This is a genomic window from Microbacterium azadirachtae (genome assembly GCF_025583665.1).
GTDB classification, from domain to species: domain Bacteria; phylum Actinomycetota; class Actinomycetes; order Actinomycetales; family Microbacteriaceae; genus Microbacterium; species Microbacterium azadirachtae.
In genome coordinates this window covers 1648743-1667545 of record NZ_CP099706.1, presented here as the reverse complement: position 1 = coordinate 1667545, position 18803 = coordinate 1648743, and the positions used below count along the sequence as shown (strand labels likewise).

The 18803-nt window shown below is 69.9% G+C and carries 20 protein-coding genes; 10 read left to right on the top strand and 10 right to left on the bottom strand.

Annotation, left to right across the window (positions count from 1 at the left end):
• Positions 1-146: 146 nt before the first annotated feature.
• Positions 147-674 (bottom strand): hypothetical protein, encoded by a 528-nt coding sequence (locus NFX31_RS07875; RefSeq protein ID WP_045252135.1) that lies wholly within the window; start codon positions 672-674, stop codon positions 147-149.
• 102 nt (positions 675-776) lie between these two features.
• Here NFX31_RS07875 and map point away from each other — a divergent pair, with 102 nt between their 5' ends.
• The 3 genes from map to NFX31_RS07860 all read left to right on the top strand — a co-directional run bounded on the left by map (position 777) and on the right by NFX31_RS07860 (position 2817).
• The gene (gene map / locus NFX31_RS07870; protein ID WP_045252136.1) at positions 777-1559 is read left to right on the top strand and encodes a type I methionyl aminopeptidase; all 783 of its coding nucleotides are present in this window, start codon (positions 777-779) and stop codon (positions 1557-1559) included.
• A gap of 48 nt (positions 1560-1607) precedes the next feature.
• Positions 1608-2201, top strand: coding sequence for a histidine phosphatase family protein (locus NFX31_RS07865; protein WP_262957127.1), 594 nt, complete (start codon positions 1608-1610; stop codon positions 2199-2201).
• Between the two features lie 88 nt (positions 2202-2289).
• The gene (locus NFX31_RS07860) at positions 2290-2817 is read left to right on the top strand and encodes a hypothetical protein (protein WP_262957126.1); all 528 of its coding nucleotides are present in this window, start codon (positions 2290-2292) and stop codon (positions 2815-2817) included.
• 55 nt (positions 2818-2872) lie between these two features.
• Here NFX31_RS07860 and trmD read toward each other — a convergent pair whose 3' ends face one another.
• The 4 genes from trmD to rpsP are packed head-to-tail and all read right to left on the bottom strand — an operon-like array spanning position 2873 to position 4852.
• Positions 2873-3574 (bottom strand): tRNA (guanosine(37)-N1)-methyltransferase TrmD, encoded by a 702-nt coding sequence (gene trmD / locus NFX31_RS07855; protein ID WP_045252184.1) that lies wholly within the window; start codon positions 3572-3574, stop codon positions 2873-2875.
• Positions 3564-4178 (bottom strand): ribosome maturation factor RimM, encoded by a 615-nt coding sequence (gene rimM, locus NFX31_RS07850; RefSeq protein WP_091476126.1) that lies wholly within the window; start codon positions 4176-4178, stop codon positions 3564-3566. The genes trmD and rimM overlap by 11 nt, the downstream gene beginning before the upstream one ends.
• A 2-nt stretch (positions 4179-4180) precedes the next feature.
• Positions 4181-4411, bottom strand: coding sequence for an RNA-binding protein (locus NFX31_RS07845; protein WP_045252186.1), 231 nt, complete (start codon positions 4409-4411; stop codon positions 4181-4183).
• Between the two features lie 6 nt (positions 4412-4417).
• Positions 4418-4852, bottom strand: a complete 435-nt coding sequence (gene rpsP / locus NFX31_RS07840) for a 30S ribosomal protein S16 (protein ID WP_091476122.1) — start codon at positions 4850-4852, stop codon at positions 4418-4420.
• A 259-nt stretch (positions 4853-5111) separates the two neighbouring features.
• Between rpsP and NFX31_RS07835 the strand changes: the two genes are divergently transcribed.
• The gene (locus NFX31_RS07835) at positions 5112-6251 is read left to right on the top strand and encodes a glutamate--cysteine ligase (RefSeq protein WP_091476117.1); all 1140 of its coding nucleotides are present in this window, start codon (positions 5112-5114) and stop codon (positions 6249-6251) included.
• Positions 6252-6293: 42 nt separating this feature from the next.
• Here the strand turns inward: NFX31_RS07835 and NFX31_RS07830 are convergent, their stop codons facing one another.
• Positions 6294-7256 (bottom strand): sugar-binding transcriptional regulator, encoded by a 963-nt coding sequence (locus NFX31_RS07830; RefSeq protein WP_045252189.1) that lies wholly within the window; start codon positions 7254-7256, stop codon positions 6294-6296.
• A 108-nt stretch (positions 7257-7364) separates the two neighbouring features.
• Here NFX31_RS07830 and NFX31_RS07825 point away from each other — a divergent pair, with 108 nt between their 5' ends.
• The 3 genes from NFX31_RS07825 (at position 7365) to glpK (ending at position 11461) form a co-directional block, all read left to right on the top strand.
• Positions 7365-9074, top strand: coding sequence for a glycerol-3-phosphate dehydrogenase/oxidase (locus NFX31_RS07825; protein ID WP_262957125.1), 1710 nt, complete (start codon positions 7365-7367; stop codon positions 9072-9074).
• Positions 9075-9161: 87 nt separating this feature from the next.
• On the top strand, positions 9162-9917 hold the full coding sequence (locus NFX31_RS07820) for an MIP/aquaporin family protein (protein ID WP_091476082.1): 756 nt from the start codon (positions 9162-9164) through the stop codon (positions 9915-9917).
• A 29-nt stretch (positions 9918-9946) separates the two neighbouring features.
• Entirely contained in the window at positions 9947-11461 is a 1515-nt protein-coding gene (glpK, locus tag NFX31_RS07815) for a glycerol kinase GlpK (RefSeq protein ID WP_091476078.1), read from the top strand.
• Between the two features lie 73 nt (positions 11462-11534).
• On the opposite strand, the gene NFX31_RS07810 is transcribed toward glpK, so the two are convergent.
• The gene (locus tag NFX31_RS07810; RefSeq protein WP_262957124.1) at positions 11535-13535 is read right to left on the bottom strand and encodes an endo-beta-N-acetylglucosaminidase; all 2001 of its coding nucleotides are present in this window, start codon (positions 13533-13535) and stop codon (positions 11535-11537) included.
• A gap of 314 nt (positions 13536-13849) precedes the next feature.
• On the opposite strand from NFX31_RS07810, the gene NFX31_RS07805 reads away from it, so the two are divergent.
• Complete coding sequence (locus NFX31_RS07805) at positions 13850-14251, top strand: hypothetical protein (RefSeq protein ID WP_045252194.1); 402 nt, start codon at positions 13850-13852, stop codon at positions 14249-14251.
• Between the two features lie 53 nt (positions 14252-14304).
• On the opposite strand, the gene ffh is transcribed toward NFX31_RS07805, so the two are convergent.
• Both ffh and NFX31_RS07795 read right to left on the bottom strand, forming a co-directional pair.
• On the bottom strand, positions 14305-15855 hold the full coding sequence (gene ffh, locus NFX31_RS07800) for a signal recognition particle protein (protein ID WP_262957123.1): 1551 nt from the start codon (positions 15853-15855) through the stop codon (positions 14305-14307).
• A gap of 46 nt (positions 15856-15901) precedes the next feature.
• A complete protein-coding gene (locus NFX31_RS07795) occupies positions 15902-16489 on the bottom strand; it encodes a TetR/AcrR family transcriptional regulator (protein ID WP_045252196.1) in 588 nt (195 codons plus the stop codon).
• Between the two features lie 85 nt (positions 16490-16574).
• Between NFX31_RS07795 and lipB the strand changes: the two genes are divergently transcribed.
• Both lipB and lipA read left to right on the top strand, forming a co-directional pair.
• Positions 16575-17213, top strand: coding sequence for a lipoyl(octanoyl) transferase LipB (gene lipB / locus NFX31_RS07790; protein ID WP_045252197.1), 639 nt, complete (start codon positions 16575-16577; stop codon positions 17211-17213).
• A complete protein-coding gene (lipA, locus tag NFX31_RS07785) occupies positions 17210-18199 on the top strand; it encodes a lipoyl synthase (protein ID WP_262957122.1) in 990 nt (329 codons plus the stop codon). Before lipB ends, lipA begins: the two co-directional genes overlap by 4 nt.
• Before the next feature lie 76 nt (positions 18200-18275).
• Here the strand turns inward: lipA and NFX31_RS07780 are convergent, their stop codons facing one another.
• Positions 18276-18776 (bottom strand): DUF2004 domain-containing protein, encoded by a 501-nt coding sequence (locus tag NFX31_RS07780; protein WP_045252199.1) that lies wholly within the window; start codon positions 18774-18776, stop codon positions 18276-18278.
• Positions 18777-18803: the final 27 nt, after the last annotated feature.

Here is an 18803-nt window from a genome sequence, read left to right as displayed (position 1 = left end):
TGGGAAGGATGGAAAGTGTGGTGTGTGCCGAGCGGCGCGCAAGGCGACCGCGGGCTCCCCTGAGGCAGAACCGGGTCACGGCACAAGGAACCATTCTGCCATGGATCACGGGCCGCGCCAAAACGCGGACGACGCGAGGCCGCGGCTCAGCGCGGCTCGTGATCCTCGCCGGCACGCCCGGTCTCGGTGATGACGATCACCTGACCGTGACGGCGCGCCTGCTCGTGCGTAGCGCCGTCGCCGAAACCGGACATCGGGGGCCGCGTCTGCTCCTCGGCGATCACGAGCGCGGCGCGTCCGCGGTCCGCGATGTCACGGAAGAGCTGCCACAGGGTGGACCAGAAAACGCCGAGGAACGCGACGATCGTGCCGGCCAGGAGCCATCCGAACGCGCCCTGGGGGAAGAACCCGAGGGCGATCGTCAGCCCGTGCCACACGGTGAACCCGACCACATCCCGCCACGACACGGCCCGCTCCGCGCGGACGGCCGGTCGTGCGCGCACCAGCAGGGCGAGGACCACCTCGCCGACCAGCACCGACGGCAACGCCACGAACAGCACCCAGAGGAAGGCCCACCCTCCTGCCTGGAACACGCCCCAGCCGACGAAGAGCCACAGCGGAAGCACGAGAGCGGCCGGGAACAGCCAGGAGAAGAACGCGCGCCGGATCCACATACCGAGATGCTACGTCGCGACCCCTGCCGCGGTTCCGCACGTTCGCTGTGAGCGTCGGTCGCCTCACGGTGGGAGAGAATGGAGTCGACGAGAGGACAGGGAATGATCGAACTGCGCACCCCCGCCGAGATCGAGGAGATGAGGGCGGCTGGTCGCTTCGTGGCGGAGACGCTCGCGACGCTGCGCGCGGAGACGAAGGTCGGCACCAACCTCCTCTCGATCGACAACCGGGCGCACGAGATGATCCGCAAGGCCGGAGCCGAGTCCTGCTACATCGACTACCACCCGTCGTTCGGCGCCAGCCCCTTCGGCAAGGTCATCTGCACGTCCGTGAACGACGCCGTGCTGCACGGCCTCCCCCACGACTACACGCTGCGCGACGGCGACCTGGTGTCCCTCGACTTCGCGGTCTCGGTCGACGGCTGGGTCGCCGACTCCGCCGTCTCGTTCGTGGTGGGCACGCCCCGCGACGAGGATCTGCGCCTCATCGACACGACGCAGCGCGCGCTCGACGCCGCGATCGCGGCGGCCGTCGTCGGCAACCGCATCGGCGACATCTCTGCCTCGATCGCCGCCGTCGCGCACGGTGAGGGCTACTCGATCAACACCGACTTCGGCGGGCACGGCGTCGGCAGGATCATGCACGGCGACCCGCACGTCCCCAACGACGGCCGCGCCGGCCGGGGCTTCCCGCTGCGCGCCGGGCTGGTCATGGCGCTCGAGCCCTGGTTCCTCGCCACGACCGACGAGCTCGTGACCGATCCCGACGGCTGGACGCTGCGCAGCGCGGACGGCTCGCGCGGCTCGCACTCCGAGCACACGGTGGCCATCACCGAGGACGGCCCCATCGTCCTCACCGACCGCTCCTTCCTCGGCGTCGACTGATCCCGTCCGCGCTCGGCGCGGTCGCGTGGGCTGTGCCATCCTGTCGGCATGTCCCGTCTCGCCTCGCGGATGCCGGATCGCCTGTTCCTCGCCCGGCACGGCCAGACCGTGTGGAACCGCGAGCACCGGCTGCAGGGGCAGCTCGACTCGCCGCTGACCGCCGCAGGCGTCGAGCATGCGCTCGCGATCGCGCAGCGTCTCGAAGGCGCGGGAGTGGACGTCGTCTGCACGAGTCCCCTCGGGCGCGCGCGGCGCACGGCGGAGATCGTCGCCGAGCGCCTGCAGGTCGAGGTGGTCGCGGTCGACGACCTCGCCGAGCTCGATCACGGGCGCTTCGCCGGGCACACCTGGGACGAGCTCGAGAGCGCGCATCCCGGGATCCGCGCGCTGCGCTCGGAGAACCGCTACGGCTGGGCCTTCCCCGGCGGCGAGAGCTACGCGTCCGCGCGGCCCCGTGCCATCCGTGCCCTCGAAGCCGCCTTCTGGGCATCCGCCGGCAGCCCGCTGCTCGTCACCCACGAGATGATCTGGCGTCTTCTGCGCGGCGCGATGCGCGGGTGCGGGCATGCGGAGACGCTCGCGCTGCGGCATCCGCACGGTGTCGTGCTGGAGGTCACGCGACACGCGGAGCGCATGATCTGAGCGTGCCTGGACAGACCGCTCTCCCGCCCGCGGTTCCGGCACCCCTAGACTCTGAGCTGTCCCGACCGGATCCCCCCAGGAGGAGCGCATGACCTACCCCGAACAGCCCGGCCAGCCCGCTCCCCAGAGCGGACCGCCGGCGCCCTATCCGTCCCCCGCGGCCCCGCCGGCTCCCCCGGTCCCGCCGACACCCGCGTACTCCGCACCCGCGGCCGCTCCGGCCGCTCCGCAGGGCTACGGACCCCCAGGGCCGTCGCAGCCCGAGCCCTCTCCGTACGGATCGGCACAGGCTCCCGGAGCCCCGCAAGCCCCCGCCCCCTACGCCGTGCCCGCGCCGGTGCCGGGGAAGGGACTCGCGATCGCGGGTCTCATCCTGGCGTTCCTGTTCCCGCTGCTCGGCTTGATCCTGAGCATCGTCGCCGCCGTCAAGCTGCGCAAGGCGCACGCCTCGGCGGGGCTCGCCATCGCCGGCATCATCATCGCGGCGGTGATCCTCATCGTCGAGATCGTCGCGATCGTCATCGGCGTGATGGTGTTCAGCAACATCGTCCAAATGTGCCTCGAGCTCGGCCCCGGCACCTGGCAGGTGAACGGGAGCACCTACACCTGCGGCTGAGCGCACAGACCGGGCCGGGTGCGCTGTGCGTGCCCGGCCTTCGTCGTCGGCGGGTTCAGTCCTCGCCGGCGAGCAGGTCGGGACGACGCCGCCGCGTGCGTTCGACCTGCTGCTCGCGCCGCCAGGCCGCGATCGCGCCGTGGTTGCCGCTGAGCAGGATCGGCGGCACCTCCCGGTCGCGCCATACGGAGGGCTTGGTATAGGAGGGGTACTCCAGCAGCCCGTCCTCGTGGGACTCCTCGACGAGGCTCTCCGGGTTGCCGACCACGCCGGGGATCAGTCGGCCGATCGCCTCGACCATCGCCATGACGGCGACCTCTCCCCCGTTGAGCACGTAGTCGCCGAGGCTGATCAGCCGCACCTCGCCGAGCTCGGCCGCCTCCTCGAAGACCCGTTCGTCGATGCCCTCATAGCGTCCGCAGCCGAAGATCAGGTGCTCCCGATCCGCGAGCTCGCGCGCCGTGGACTGGTGGAAGACCTCTCCAGCGGGCGAGGGGAAGATGATGGTGGGACGCGGGCCGCCGTCCGCTCCGGCAGCGAGCTGGTCCAGGGCGAGCCCCCAGGGCTCGGGCTTCATGACCATGCCGGCGCCGCCCCCGTACGGGGTGTCGTCGACCGTGCGGTGGCGGTCGTGCGTCCAGTCACGCAGGTCGTGGATCCGCAGATCGAGGATCCCGGTGCTCTGCGCCTTGCCGAGCAGCGACAGCGTCAGCCCGTCGAAGTACGACGGGAAGATCGAGACGACGTCAATCCGCACCGGGCGCGTCCTGGTCGGCGACGTCGACGGGACCGTCCTCGTCGGCGAGCTCCTCGAAGAGCCCCGGAGGGGGCGTGACGACGATCCGGCCTGCGGCGACGTCCACGGTCGGCACGATCGCGGACACGAAAGGCACCATGATCTCGGAGGCGGCGCCGCCGGTCGAGGTCCGGACGATCAGCAGGTCCTGCGCGGGCAGATGGTCGACGCGGACCACGCGCCCGACGACGACGTCGTCGCGCACGACGTCGAGTCCGGTGAGCTGATGGTCGTACCAGGCGTCGTCCTCGGGCTCCTCGGTGTCGTCCTGGTCGATCCAGAGGATCGCCTTGACGAGGCCCTCGGCCGCGGTACGGTCCTCGACGCCGTCGAAGAAGACGACGGAGCTGCCGTTCATCACGCGGTGCTCGCGGACCGTGATGGTCTTGCCGTGCCACGGAGATGCCTCGGGCACCTGCAACGTGAACTCCGCGCCGGGCCTGAACCGTCCGGCGGGATCATCGGTGTACAGCTCCAGCTTGAGGGCGCCCTTGAGCCCGTGCGCCTTGACGAGGCGCCCCACCCGCAGCTGGTTGCGGCCGGATGCGCGGTCGGAGACGGCCACGCTCAGTCGTCCGCGACGTCGACGCGCACGCGACGTCCGTCCGCGAGCGCGGTGATCAGCGTGCGCAGGGCCTTGGCGGTGCGGCCGCCGCGCCCGATCACGCGTCCTCGGTCGTCGGGGTGCACGTGCACCTCGAGGACCTCGCCGCGAGGCGACGAGGAGGCGGTGATGGTGACATCCTCCGGGTGATCGACGATCCCCGAGACGATGTGCTCGAGCGCGGCAGCCAGCACGACGGATTACTCCGCGTCGGTCGCAGCCTCGGCTGCGTCCTCGGCGGGGGCCTCAGCGGCAGCCTCCTCGACGGGGGCCTCCGCCTTCTTCTCGGCCTTGGGCTTGATGACGGACTTCTTGGCGGTGTCCGCCTGGAAGTCGGCCTTGGCCTCGGCGACCTTGAGGGTGGACTTCGCGTCCTTGTCGCCCTTGAAGATGCCCCAGTCGCCCGTGATCTTGAGGATGGCGGCGACCTGCTCGGTCGGCTGAGCGCCGACCGACAGCCAGTACTGCGCCCGCTCGGAGTCGACCTCGATGAACGAGGGCTCCTCGGTGGGGTGGTACTTGCCGATCTCCTCGATCACACGACCATCGCGCTTGGTGCGCGAGTCGGCGACGACGATGCGGTAGTACGGCGCGCGGATCTTGCCCAGGCGCTTGAGACGGATCTTGACAGCCACGATTCTCCTGAATGGTGTGGAAGGAAGACGAACTGATCACCAGAAGCGTGGGGTGCACACCCGGTGGAAGCTCTGCGGGTGGATCGCGGCCGGATAGAGGGTCGAGCGGCGATCCAGCTGTCCATTCTGCCAGATCCGGCCCGAACCCGCGAAACGACACCGCGTCGTGTCGATCATGTCGCGCGGCGACACGGAATGAGGGCCCCGGAGCCGGTCATGCGATCATTGGCCGACGATCTCCGTCCCGAATCGAGGTCACATGCCGATCGAGTTCGCCTCCTCGCGACGCTCCACCGTGGGTCTGGAGTGGGAGCTCATGCTCGCCGATCCCGAATCCGGAGATCTCGTCGGCCGCGCGCCCGAGCTGCTGCGCGACCTGGAGCACGCCAGTGCCGACGAGCGGCACACGGTCACGGGCGAGCTGCTGACCAACACGATCGAGGTCACCAGCGGAGTCGGAGCCACCGTCGCGGACGCCGTGGGCGACATCGCCGCCGCGATCGCCGCGGTGCGCGCGGCGACGGATCCGGCCGGCATCGAGCTGCTCTCCGCAGGCAGTCACCCGTTCGCGCAGTGGTACGACCAGCAGGTGACGGACAAGACGCGCTACCACTCGCTCATCGAGAAGACGCAGTGGTGGGGTCGCAACATGATGATCTGGGGCATCCACGTGCACGTCGGCGTGGAGGACAGGGACAAGGTGCTCCCGATCGTCGGCGCGCTGACCGCCTATCTCCCCCATCTCCAGGCGCTCGCGGCCTCGAGCCCGTTCTGGGCCGGCGAGCGCACCGGCTACGCGTCGAATCGCGCTCTCGTCTTCCAGCAGCTCCCGACCGCCGGCCTCCCGTGGCCCCTCGCCGACTGGGCGGCCTATGAGTCGTACCTCGACGACATGGTGCGCACGGGCGTGATGACCGACGCCACCGAGGTGCGCTGGGACATCCGGCCCGCCCCGCGCTGGGGCACGATCGAGGTGCGCGCGTGCGACGGCATGTCCACCCTGCGCGAACTGGCGGCCGTGGCGGCGCTCACCCAGGTGCTGGTGGAGTCGTTCTCCCGCGACCTCGACGAGGGGCGCGCGCTGCCGACGCTGAGTCCGTGGTTCCATCGCGAGAACAAGTGGCGCGCCGCCCGCTACGGACTCGACGCCGAGGTGATCGTGGCCCCCGACGGCACGCAGCGCTCCGTGCGCGCGCATCTGGCGGAGGAGCTCGAGCGTCTCGCCCCCGTCGCCGCAGACCTGCAGTGCTCCACGCAGTTCCGCGGTGTGGCCGACATCCTCGACGGAGGCGCCAGCTACGAGCGCCAGGTCTCGGTCGCCGACGCGACAGGCGGAGATCTGCACGAGGTCGTGGGTCACCTCATCCGCGAGTTCCGCTCCGGGCCCGAGACGCTCTGAGGGGCCCGCGCGACGCGCGCGGCGCCTCAGGAGTCCTCCGGGTCATCCCTCGACGAGCTGACGCGCGAGCCCCTCGTCCAGCACGACATCGGTGACGAGGCGCGCGCCGATCGCCGCACGCAGCGACGGCAGCTTCTGCGCACCCGCGACGACGCAGAACCTCCGCGCGACCCGCCGCAGGCGATCGAGCCCCGGTCCGGTCGCCCTGGCGTTCACCGCGATGTCCTTCCAGGTGCCGTCCGCGCGGAAGAAGACCGTCGCCACGTCGCCGATCGCACGGTCCTCGCGCAGGCTCCGGTAGTCCTCCCTGCCGAGGTAGCCGCCGACGTACACGCGGCTGGGCACCTCGGCGCTGGGCGATCCGACGCTGAACACGGCGAGGTCCATCTTCGCCTGCAGGTCCAGCACGCGCAGGGTGCTGCGCTCCCGCCACATCGCCTCGCGGGTGCGGGGGTCGTCGAAGAACGCCGGCACGGGGAACTGCTGCACCTGCGCGCCGAACGCGGATCCGAAGCGCTGCAGGATCTCGCTCGAGTACTCCACACCGCTCGTGAGCGTGTTGCCCGCGCCGTTCAGCTGCACGATGGTCGTGCCGCGCGTCTCCTTCTGACCGAGCTCACGGCTGACCGCGCTGATGGTGGATCCCCACGCGAGTCCGACCACCATGTTCGAGTCGATGACCTGAGTCAGCAGACGGCCGGCGGTCAGCGCCACCCGCTCGAGGCGCTCCACCTCGGTGACGCTCTCCGGCATCGGCACGACGTGCGCGGTGACCTGCAGGCGATCGTGCAGCTGCTGCTCGAGCTCTCCCGCATGCTCGAGCGGCGAGTTGATCCGGATGTCGACGAGGCCCACCTCGCGGGCGTAGCTGAGCAGGCGCGAGACCGACGATCGCGAGGTCCCGAGCTCCTCGGCGATGACATCCATGGTCTTGTCCTGCAGGTAGTACAGGCGCGCCGCGGTGAGGGCCGCCGCCGCCTTGGACTGGCGCTTCCGTTCAGACATTTCCGGCCCTTCGCGTAGTGATCCGACCGATTCTTGCACATTCGTGCAGCTTGCTTGACCATAAGGGCGCCTGGGGGAAAGCTGTGAGAAATCGGGAAGGAGACGATGATGACCGACCACATCCACAACGCCGAGGAACGCCCCGAGGTGACCGAGGTCCGCGAGGCCGGACGCACCACGGTGCTGGTGATCGGCGGAGGGATCAACGGCATCTCCACCTTCCGGGATCTCGCCCTGCAGGGCGTCGACGTCGTGCTGGTCGAGCGCGGAGACTTCGCCTCCGGCGCCTCGTCGGCGTCGAGCCACATGATCCACGGCGGCATCCGCTACCTGGAGAACGGCGAGTTCCGCCTGGTCAAGGAGTCGGTCACCGAGCGCAACGGCCTGATCAAGATCGCGCCCCACTACGTCAAGCCGCTGCAGACCACCATCCCGATCTACTCGACGTTCTCGGGGATCCTCTCCGCGCCGCTGCGCTTCCTGACGCACAAGTCGGGCAAGCCGCAGGAGCGCGGTGCGTTCCTCATCAAGATGGGCCTCACCATCTACGACACCTTCTCCCGTGACGGCGGAACGGTGCCGCGGCACAAGTTCCTCGGACGCAAGAAGTCGCTCGCCGAGCTGCCCGCGATGGATCCGAAGATCAAGTACACGGCGACGTACTACGACGCGTCGATGCACGACCCGGAGCGCCTCGCCCTCGACGTCCTCCAGGACGGGCGCGCGGCCCACCCTGGCGCGCGGGCGCTCAACTACGTCGAGGCGATCGGCCACGACGGCGAGGCCGTGCTGGTGCGCGACCGCGAGAGCGGCACCGAGTTCTCCATCGCCGCCGACGTCGTCGTGAACACGTCCGGCCCGTGGACCGACCTCACCAACGAGGCCATGGGCGAGCTGACGCGGTTCATGGGCGGGACCAAGGGGTCGCACATCGTGCTGGACAACCCGGAGCTGCTCGCCGCGACCCGCGGCCGCGAGATCTTCTTCGAGCACTCCGACGGGCGCATCGTGCTGATCTACCCGCTCAAGGGCAAGGTCATGGTCGGCACGACCGACATCGACGCGGATCCGCGCGAGGTGCCGCTGTGCACCGAGGAGGAGGTCGACTACTTCTTCGACCTCGTCCACCACGTCTTCCCGGCCATCGACGTGAACCGCGACCAGATCGTCTACCGCTTCAGCGGCATCCGTCCGCTCCCCCGCCACGAGGACACCGCCCCGGGCTTCGTCTCGCGCGACTACCGCGTCGAGGTGGACAACAGCCGCGCCGTCCCGCACCTCAGCCTGGTGGGCGGCAAGTGGACGACGTTCCGCGCCCTCGGCGAGTCGCTGTCGGACAAGATCCTGGAACTGCTCGGCCGCACCCGTGTCGTCTCGACGCTCGGCCGCGCGATCGGCGGCGGCAAGGGGTACCCCCAGGGCGACGCCGCCCGCGCCGCCTGGATCTCGCAGAACCTGCCCGGCGCCGGCGATCGCGCCGAGGCGCTGCTCAAGCGCTACGGCACCCGCGCCGCCGACGTGTGGCAGTACGTCGAGCAGGGTCCGGACGCGCCTCTGGCGGGCGGTCAGCTGTCCACCCGGGAGCTCGAGTGGATGGTGCAGAACGAGCTGATCGTGCGCCTCGAGGACGTCATCCTGCGCCGCACCAGCCTCGCGTTCACGGGCGACGTCACCGAGGACATCCTCGAAGAGGTCGCCGAGGCGCTGGCCCCGCTCAAGGGCTGGGACCGCGCGCGGACCGCCCGTGAGGTCGAGCTCACCCGCGATCTGCTCAACACCCGCCACGGATTGTCCCTCAGCGCCCGCACCCACGGGTAACGAGGTTCCCCCGCCGCCCTCATCGGCGTCCATCTCGAACACCGCATCGGCAGAGGGGCCGGTGCTCTGCGAAAGGTCAATGGAGACATGACTGAACCGAATCTCGGACTGTACTTCCTGTCCGAACTCGTCGGAACGGCGATGCTGCTGCTGCTCGGCTGCGGCGTCGTCGCGAACGTCGCCCTCGCCAAGAACAAGGGCAATGGCGGCGGATTCCTGATGGTCAACTGGGGATGGGGCCTGGCGGTCTTCGCCGGTGTGCTCGTCTCGGCGTACTCGGGTGCGATCCTGAACCCGGCTGTCGGAATCGGCCTGCTGGTCGCCGGCAAGATCACCTTCACGATGTTCCTCGTCGCCACCGGGGCTGAGCTCCTCGGCGCCATCATCGGCGCCGTGCTGTGCTGGCTCGCGTACAAGCAGCACTTCGACGAGGAGCCCGACCCGGCCAACAAGCTCGGCGTCTTCTCGACCGGCCCGGCGATCCGCTCCTACGGCTGGAACCTCGTCACGGAGATCATCGGCACCTTCGTCCTCGTCTTCGTGATCTTCGCGTTCGCGGACTACGGCGACGTCAAGGTCGGCACGCCCGGGGGTCTCGGCCCGCTCACGGCGCTTCCGGTCGCCCTCCTCGTGGTCGCGATCGGCGCCTCCCTCGGTGGCCCGACCGGCTACGCGATCAACCCCGCCCGTGACCTCGGCCCGCGCATCGCGCACGCGATCCTGCCGATCAAGGGCAAGGGCTCGAGCGACTGGGCGTACTCCTGGGTGCCCGTCGTCGGCCCGCTCATCGGCGGTGTCCTCGCCGCGCTCCTCGCCCCGGTGCTGCTGCACCTCGTGAAGTAACCCGACCCTGATTCAAAGGAGAACAGCACATGGCTGACTACGTCATCGCCATCGACCAGGGCACGACCTCGAGCCGCGCCATCATCTTCGACCGCAAGGGCAGCATCATCGCCACCGGTCAGAAGGAGCACGAGCAGATCCTGCCGCAGGCCGGCTGGGTCGAGCACGACGCTTCGGAGATCTGGGCCAACGTCCAGGAGGTCATCGGTCTCGCCCTCACCCGCGCGCACCTGACCCGCCACGACATCGCGGCGGTCGGCATCACCAACCAGCGCGAGACCGCCGTGGTCTGGGACAAGACGACCGGCAAGCCGGTGTACAACGCCATCGTCTGGCAGGACACGCGTACGCAGCCCATCGTCGACCGCCTCGCGGCGGACGGCGGCGTCGAGCGGTTCAAGCCGGTCGTCGGTCTGCCCCTGGCGACCTACTTCTCGGGCACCAAGATCGCCTGGATCCTGGAGAACGTCGAGGGCGCGCGCGAGAAGGCCGAGGCGGGAGACCTGCTCTTCGGCACGACCGACTGCTGGGTCCTGTGGAACCTCACCGGCGGCGTGAACGGCGGCGTGCACGCGACGGACGTCACCAACGCCTCGCGGACCATGTTCATGGACCTCGAGACGCTGCAATGGCGCGACGACATCCTCGAGGCGTTCGGCGTGCCGAAGTCGATGATGCCGTCGATCCGCTCCTCCTCCGAGGTGTACGGCGCGGCGGAGGACTCCTCGCTGCTGCGCGAGACCCCGATCGCCGGCATCCTCGGCGACCAGCAGGCGGCCACGTTCGGCCAGGCGGCGTTCAACACCGGCGAGAGCAAGAACACCTACGGCACGGGCTGCTTCCTGATCTTCAACACGGGCGAGGAGATCGTCCACTCGAAGAACGGTCTTCTCACCACCGTGGGCTACAAGCTCGGCGACGGTCCGACGCACTACGCGCTCGAGGGCTCCATCGCCGTCACGGGATCCCTGATCCAGTGGCTGCGCGACCAGCTCGGCATCATCGACTCGGCCCCGCAGGTCGAGGAGCTGGCCGACAAGGTCGAGGACAACGGCGGCGTGTACATCGTCCCGGCGTTCTCGGGCCTGTTCGCGCCGTACTGGCGTCCCGACGCCCGCGGCGCCATCGTCGGTCTGACGCGCTATGCGAACAAGAACCACATCGCCCGCGCGGCGCTCGAGGCCGTCGCCTTCCAGACGCGCGACGTGCTCGACGCGGTCAACGCCGACGCCGGCGTGGACCTCACCGAGCTCAAGGTCGACGGCGGCATGGTCGCGAACGACGCGCTCATGCAGTTCCAGGCCGACGTTCTCGGCGTGCCGGTCGTGCGCCCCGTGGTCGCCGAGACCACGGCGCTGGGAGCGGCCTACGCCGCCGGCCTCGCCGTCGGGTTCTGGACGGGTCTGGACGACCTGTCCGCGAACTGGCAGGAGGACCGCCGCTGGGAGCCGACCATGGACGCCGCGGAGCGCGATCGCCAGCTGCGCCTGTGGCACAAGGCCGTCACGAAGTCGATGGACTGGGTGGACGAGGACGTCAAGTAAGCACGCTCTCCGACAAGAGGCCCCAGGCTCCGCTCCGGCGGGACCTGGGGCCTCTCCCCTCTGATCCTCGGGTTCAGCCGCCGAGCGCGGCCTTCACGGGCGCGCTCCGCGAGCCGTCTGCACCGAACGCGACGAGCTGGAACCGCGTCCCGGCGGCGACGTCCACGGACTCGGCGAAGAACACGTCCCGGTGCACCCTGCCCAGCCAGTTCTGGCCGGATCCCGTCAGCTGGAACACGTCGTAGCCGGTCGCGTCGTCCTGCAGCGTCCAGGAGAATGTGAGGTGGCGGCGCGCCGATCCCGCATCGCCCGCATCCGCGACGGAGAACGCGGCGGGCTTCGCGGGCTTGGCAGGCTTCCCCGCGGCCCGCAGGACGATGCGCCCCAGCCGGCCGTCGCCGCTCGTGCGCAAGGAGATGCGCGCGATGCCGCGACCGCGCACGTCCAGCTCCGCGCCCCACTGAGCCCACCCGGATCCGTCGTCCGCGGCGTTCAGCCGATGCCAGTCGATCTGCGCCGGCGCGTCCTTCCACGTGATGCCGAGCTCGACGGCCTGGACGCCCTGCGCGCGGAGGTCCGCGACCATCGACTTGGGGGTCGTCAGATCCGTCTTGAAGAGGTGGACGACACCGGATCCGCGCAGGGACAGGCTGTGCCCACTGCCGTACGACGCGGTCTCGTCGAGCGCGACGGCAAGACCGCCCTCCGTCCAGTACTGCCAGGTCAGGGAGCGGTCCGCGCACCCCATGTTGTCCCACCCCCAGCTGCGCACCTGAGCGCCCTCGAGCCAGAACCCCGAGCCGACCCCGATGTTGAAGTCGGTGGCGATCGGAAGCTCTCCGTACGGGGACCGCTCGGTGATCCAGTGCGCGATGCCGTCCCACTGCCGGTAGTTCAGCACATCGGTGCGGTACGGCGGCGTGCGCGGTTCGAGCCGGCCCGAGGAGTGCGGATCGCCCGTCGGCCCGGACCAGAACCGCTGCTCCAGATCCCGGTAGGTGCGACGGCCCTCGACCGTCGATGTCGTCCCGTCCCACGATGCGTCGAGCCAGATCTGCGAATCCACGAAGAGGGCGACCGAGGTGGGCGCCGCGCGTCCCGGGCCCGCGACCCGGCCGAAGTCCTCCTCCGGCCGGAAGCCGCCCTTCTGGTGCTCCACGCCGGCGAAGCCGACCACGTGCGGATCGCGCCCGGCCGCCTGCGCCGACGCGGCGCTCAGGCTGAGGTCCGGATCGGCCCCGCCGCCCTCCGCCTGCCACCAGTAGTTCATGAAGATCGAGTCGTAGATCGGCTCATCCGGCGTGCCGAGCCAGCGAAGATTGTTCTCGCTCAGCCGGTTCTCGTAGGTGACGACGCCGGTGTCGAAGTCCGCGGAGTCGTAGCCCTGCAGATAGAAGTCCGGATCGGTGCGCTTGATGTACCGCAGCAGATCCTGGAACTTCGCGATCTGCGCGGCGGTGACCGTCCCCTCCTGGTTGATGAAGAGACCGTCGAAGCCGAAGTACCTGCGGATCTCGATCATCTTGTCGCCGACCGGGAACGAGCCGTCCGCGTTCTGCACCAGGAAGGCGTCGAAGTCGACTGGACGGGGCCAGAACCAGCCCCCGATCGACCGCGCGCCGTTCTTGTGCGCCGCCTCGGTCCAGCCCGGGTTCGGGATGTCGATGACGCCGTAGGGACGCCCGGGCGCGCGCCGGCCGTCGACCATCTCGATCGGTGCCGATCCCTTGACCTGCCCGTGCCACGTGCCCCAGATGTCGATGTACGACCAGTACCGCTGCGTGTAGACCTGCGGCTCCAGGCCGATCGGCTGGTTGTGCCCCTCGTAGATGCTGCCCGCGTCGTCGATCGTCAATGTGGACAGCCGGGTCGCGGGATCCAGATCGGGATGCGCCTGGGTCGCCGCGAACGGCGCGATGCGCGTCGCCCGCGGGATCAGGCAGCGCAGGTGCGGCCCCCAGGGCGTCGCCGCGGGGTCGAAAGCGAGCAGGTCGTCGGCTGCCCATCCGAAGGTGTACGGTCCCGGCGGCGTCCCCCCGGAGGCCGGCACCGGGGCCGCTGCGGCCTCGGCCATCGGGCGCCCCATCGCGACACGGCTCGCGGCGGACGCGGGCGGGGCCGAGGCCCCGACGAGGAGCGCTCCGAGTCCGGCACCTCCCACGGTCAGGAATGTTCTGCGGCTGAATTCGGCCATGAATGCACCCTCCAAGGTTGCGCGACATTGCGTTCGACCCCCCGTGCCGACCGGCGATGCAGGGGCTTGCCGAGAGACTATAGCGTTTTAGTCAGCCTGAGCAACCGTCTCCTCGTCCGGGCACTCGAGAGGCGATAGAGTGGCGACCCACGATCTCGCCGCGCCGACGGCGGACGACGTCAGGGGGTACGCCGATGAGCACGCCGAGCTCCGACGAGGTGCACGCACTCGAACAGCTTCTGAGCGCGAACGTGTTCGACGTCTCGGCGCGGCTGTTCGTCGCGACGTTCGGGCCCGGCACGGCTTCGAAACCCGGCCGCGAGATGAGAGCGGTGCACGAGGCACTCGCCCAGCAGGCTGGCCTCCCGCGGATTGGCCTCCTCGGCCCGCGGGACGATCGCGCCCTCATGGTCGCCCTGGAGTGCGTGCTCCTCTGGGAGCGCTCGCTGCTGGCCGCGCGCGGCTGGTCGGGCGACCATGCGACGCCGACCGTCCGGCTGCTTCGCCGCGGCGAGAGCGTGCGCGCGAGCGCCGACCCCCTCACGGGGGCGAGGGCCGCCCTCGGCAACCTGGTGCTGCCTGGGACCCCGGGCTGACCCGCGGCGACGACGCGGCGCTCAGCCGCTCATCGGAGAGGGCTCGACCGACCTCAGTTCTTGCCGAAGAGCTTCTGGATCTCGGCCAAGTCGGCCTCGGAGGGCGCCTTCTGGCCGCCCAGGCCGAAGCCCGTGCCCGTCGGGGACGGGTTCGCGGCAAGACCGGCGTTCTCGGCGGCGCGCTTCGCGGGGTTGCCGGAGCGGGAGCCGGAGGACTTGCCCTTCTTCCCCCGCTTGGACGAGGCGCCCGGACGCCCCATGCCGGCCATGGGACCCATGCCGGGGATGTTGGGGGTTCCGCCGCGTGCCACCGTCTTCATCATCTTGGCCGCCTGCTCGAAGCGCTGCACGAGCTGGTTCACGTCGGTCACGGTCATCCCGGAACCGCGCGCGATGCGCAGGCGGCGCGAGCCGTTGAGGACCTTGGGGTTGCGTCGCTCGCCCGGCGTCATCGACCGGATGATGGCCTCGGTGCGGTCGATCTCGCGCTCGTCGAAGTCCTCGAGCTGCTGCTTCATCTGGCCCATGCCCGGGAGCATCCCGAGCATCTTCTTCATCGAGCCCATCTTCTTGAGCTGCTGCATCTGCTCGAGGAAGTCCTCGAGGGTGAAGGTCTCGGTGGCGAGCTTCTCCGCGACCTTGAGCGCCTCGGCCTCGTCGAACGCCTGCTGCGCCTGCTCGATCAGGGTGAGGATGTCGCCGAGGTCGAGGATCCGGCTCGCCATGCGGTCCGGGTGGAACGGCTCGAGGTCCTCGAGGCGCTCGCCGGTCGACGCGAACATGATGGGGCGCCCCGTGATCGACGCGACCGACAGCGCGGCACCGCCTCGGGCATCGCCGTCGAGCTTGGAGAGCACGACGCCGGTGAAGTCCACACCGTCCTGGAACGATTTAGCGGTGTTGACCGCGTCCTGACCGATCATCGCGTCGATGACGAACAGGACCTCATCCGGATCCACGGCCTTGCGGATGTCGGCGGCCTGCTTCATCAGCTCGGCGTCGACGCCGAGCCGTCCCGCGGTGTCGATGATGACGATGTCGTGCTGCTGGCGGCGGGCGTGCTCGACGCCGTCGCGCGCGACGCGCACGGGATCGCCGACGCCGTTGCCCGGCTCCGGCGCGAAGATGGTGGCTCCGGCCTGCTCCGCGACGACGGTCAGCTGAGTGACGGCGTTGGGGCGCTGGAGGTCGGCGGCGACGAGCAGGGGCGTGTGCCCCTCCCCCTGCAGCTGCTTGGCGAGCTTCCCGGCGAAGGTGGTCTTTCCGGAGCCCTGCAGACCCGCGAGCATGATGACCGTCGGCGGGTTCTTCGCGAACTCCAGTCGGCGCTGCTCGCCGCCGAGGATGGCGATGAGCTCCTCGTTGACGATCTGCACGACCTGCTGCGCCGGGTTCAGCGCCTTGTTGACCTCGTCGCCCAGCGCACGCTCGCGCACCTTCGCTGTGAAGTCCTTGACGACCGGGAGCGCGACGTCGGCGTCGAGCAGCGCGCGGCGGATCTCGCGGACGGTGCCGTCGACGTCGGAAGCGGACAGCTTGCCCTTCGTGCGCAGATTGCGGAAGGTCTCGGTGAGCCGATCGGAGAGCGTGCCAAAAGTAGCCATGGTGGTGCAATTCTACGCGAGCCGATCCCCCGCCCGCGCAGGGCGCTCAGCCCCAGTGCAGGTCGGCGATCCGCGGCAGGGCGTGGCGCAGCTGCCCCAGCGGGGAGCCGTGCCCCGCGCCGCCCTCGGCCCACGCTCGCAGGGAGGACAGCACGACGACCGCGTAGGCGGCGCCCAGCACGTCGGCGCGGATGCGCTCGACGCCCGCGCCGCGCGCGGCGTCGGACAACGCGGCGGCGAGGCGACCCTGCCGCAGCGCGGACTCGCGCTGGAGCTCCTCCTCCAAGCCCATCGCCCGGGCGTTGCCGAAGGCGAGCGCGAGCGGATCGGGTTCCACCCCGTCGAGGATGGCGGAGAGCACGGCCTCGACCCGCTCCGGATCTGCGCCGGCCGACGGCTCGGCGAGGGCCGCGACCGCGCGATCGAGGCGCTCGTCGAAGCCCGACCACAGCACATTGCTCTTGGACGTGAAGTAGTTGAAGAAGCTCGAGCGGCTGACCCCTGCACGCTGTGCGATGTCGGCGATCGACGTTCCCTCGTAACCGGACTCGAGGAACAGCTCGCAGGCCGCCTCGGCGATGGTCGCGCGCGAGGAGACGCGGGGGCGGCCGACGCCGCGGGCGGGGGTGCTCACCCCGCCACCGTATCGCGCAGCGCACGGGTCGCGTTTCACCACTATTATTGAACTGCATTCAACAACTCGATCAGAAGGATCGGTCATGCTCGACATCCAGACGGCGGGACTCGCTCCCGACTTCGTCCCCTACCTCGAGGGATGGGACCTGCAGCGACGGATCCATGCCGACGTCGTCGCGGGGACGCGCCCCGACACCCTGCTGCTCCTGGAGCACGAGGCCGTCTACACCGCGGGCAAGCGCACCGAGCCGCAGGAGCGGCCTCAGGACGGCACGCCCGTCGTCGACGTCGACCGCGGCGGCAAGATCACCTGGCACGGGCCCGGCCAGCTGGTCGGCTACCCGATCGTGCGCCTGCCCGAGCCCATGGACGTGGTCGCGCACGTGCGCCGGTTGGAGCGGCTGCTCATCGAGGTGCTGCATCCGCTGGGCGTAGAGGGCTATCAGGTCGACGGGCGCAGCGGCGTCTGGGTGCGCCGTCCGCTCAGCGAGGACAAGGTCGCGGCCATCGGCGTCCGCGTGCAGCAGGGCGTCACGATGCACGGCTTCGCGATCAACTGCGACAACACCCTCGCGGGGTTCCGCGGGATCATCCCGTGCGGCATCACGGACGCCGGCGTGACGACGGTGAGCGAGGTCGTCGGCCGCGAGATCTCCCCCGCCGACATCGTCGACGCCGTGTCCGCGGGGTTCGCCGCCGAGTACGCGGAGGTGGCCGCATGAGCGCCGCGCCCGAGGGACGCAAGCTTCTGCGTCTGGAGATCCGCAACGCCGAGATCCCCATCGAGCGCAAGCCCGCGTGGATCAAGACCAAGGCCAAGATGGGCCCCGAGTACAAGGCGCTGCATTCGCTCGTCAAGGACGAGGGCCTGCACACGGTGTGCCAGGAAGCCGGCTGCCCGAACATCTTCGAATGCTGGGAGGACAAGGAGGCCACCTTCCTGATCGGCGGCTCCCAGTGCACGCGGCGGTGCGACTTCTGCCAGATCGACACCGGCAAGCCCGCCGACTACGACACCGACGAGCCCCGCCGCGTGGCGGAGAGCGTGCAGCAGATGGGCCTGCGCTACGCGACGGTCACGAGCGTCGCCCGCGACGACCTCCCCGACACGGGCGCGTGGCTCAACGCGGAGACCGTCCGCAAGATCCACGAGCTCAACCCGACCACGGGCGTCGAGCTGCTCGCCAACGAGCACAACGCCGACCCCGCCTTCCTGGGCCAGATCTTCGACGCCCGTCCCGAGGTGTTCGCGCACAACGTCGAGACTGTTCCGCGCATCTTCAAGCGGATCCGCCCCGCGTTCCAGTACGAGCGCTCGCTCAACGTCATCACGCAGGGGCACGAGGCGGGACTCATCACCAAGTCCAACCTCATCCTCGGCATGGGCGAGGAGCCGGAGGAGGTCGTCCAGGCGCTGCAGGACCTGCACGACGCCGGCTGCGACATCATCACGATCACGCAGTACCTGCGGCCCACGCCACGGCACCTGCCGGTGTCCCGGTGGGTCAAGCCGGACGAGTTCGTCGCGTTCAAGCAGGAGGCCGAGCGGATCGGGTTCCTCGGAGTTCTCGCCGGCCCCCTCGTCCGCTCGTCCTATCGCGCCGGCCGGCTGTGGGCGCAGTCGATGATCTCGAAGGGTCGCGAGATCCCGCCGCACCTGGCGCACATCGCCGAGGGTGCGGATCTGGGCTTCGCCCAGGCCGTCTGAGACGCACGCCCGGGGCCGTCCGAGCGGTCCGCGCCTGAGGTCGCCGAGCGAGCCCAGGCGCGGACCCGAGCCCGCGTCAGTCGGCGCTCATGACCGACAGCACGGAGCCGTCGGACCCGAAGTTCACCAGCAGCACGTCGTCGTCGCCGTCGGCGTCGAGGGCGTACTCGAGCACGGCGAACGGCTCGCTGCCGCCGTGCTCATCGACGAGCAGCGTCATGCTCATCAGGCGGAGCGAGCGGATGATGTCGACGGCCGCATCGCCGCTGACGTCGACGAGATAGTCCGTCAGCTCGTCGCCGTACTCCTCCTGCTGCTGCAGGATGTACTCGGTGACCTCGCTCGTGCGGTCGTCCACCTCGGCGAGCATCCCGCGACGGGCCTTGTCGTCGATGGCCTCGAGTCCGGAGACGAAGGCGGCGGCGATGTCGAGCGACTCGGACGACACGTCGTCCTGGTCCGGCGCGGTCAGATCCACGGTCAGGGCGTGGTCGCCGAACTCGACCGTCTCGGACCAGAAGATCGATCCGTCCGGTCCCGAGGACAGCAGTCCGAAGAAGTCGTGTTCGATCGCCATAGGGCTATAAAACCAGCCTTGCGCGCG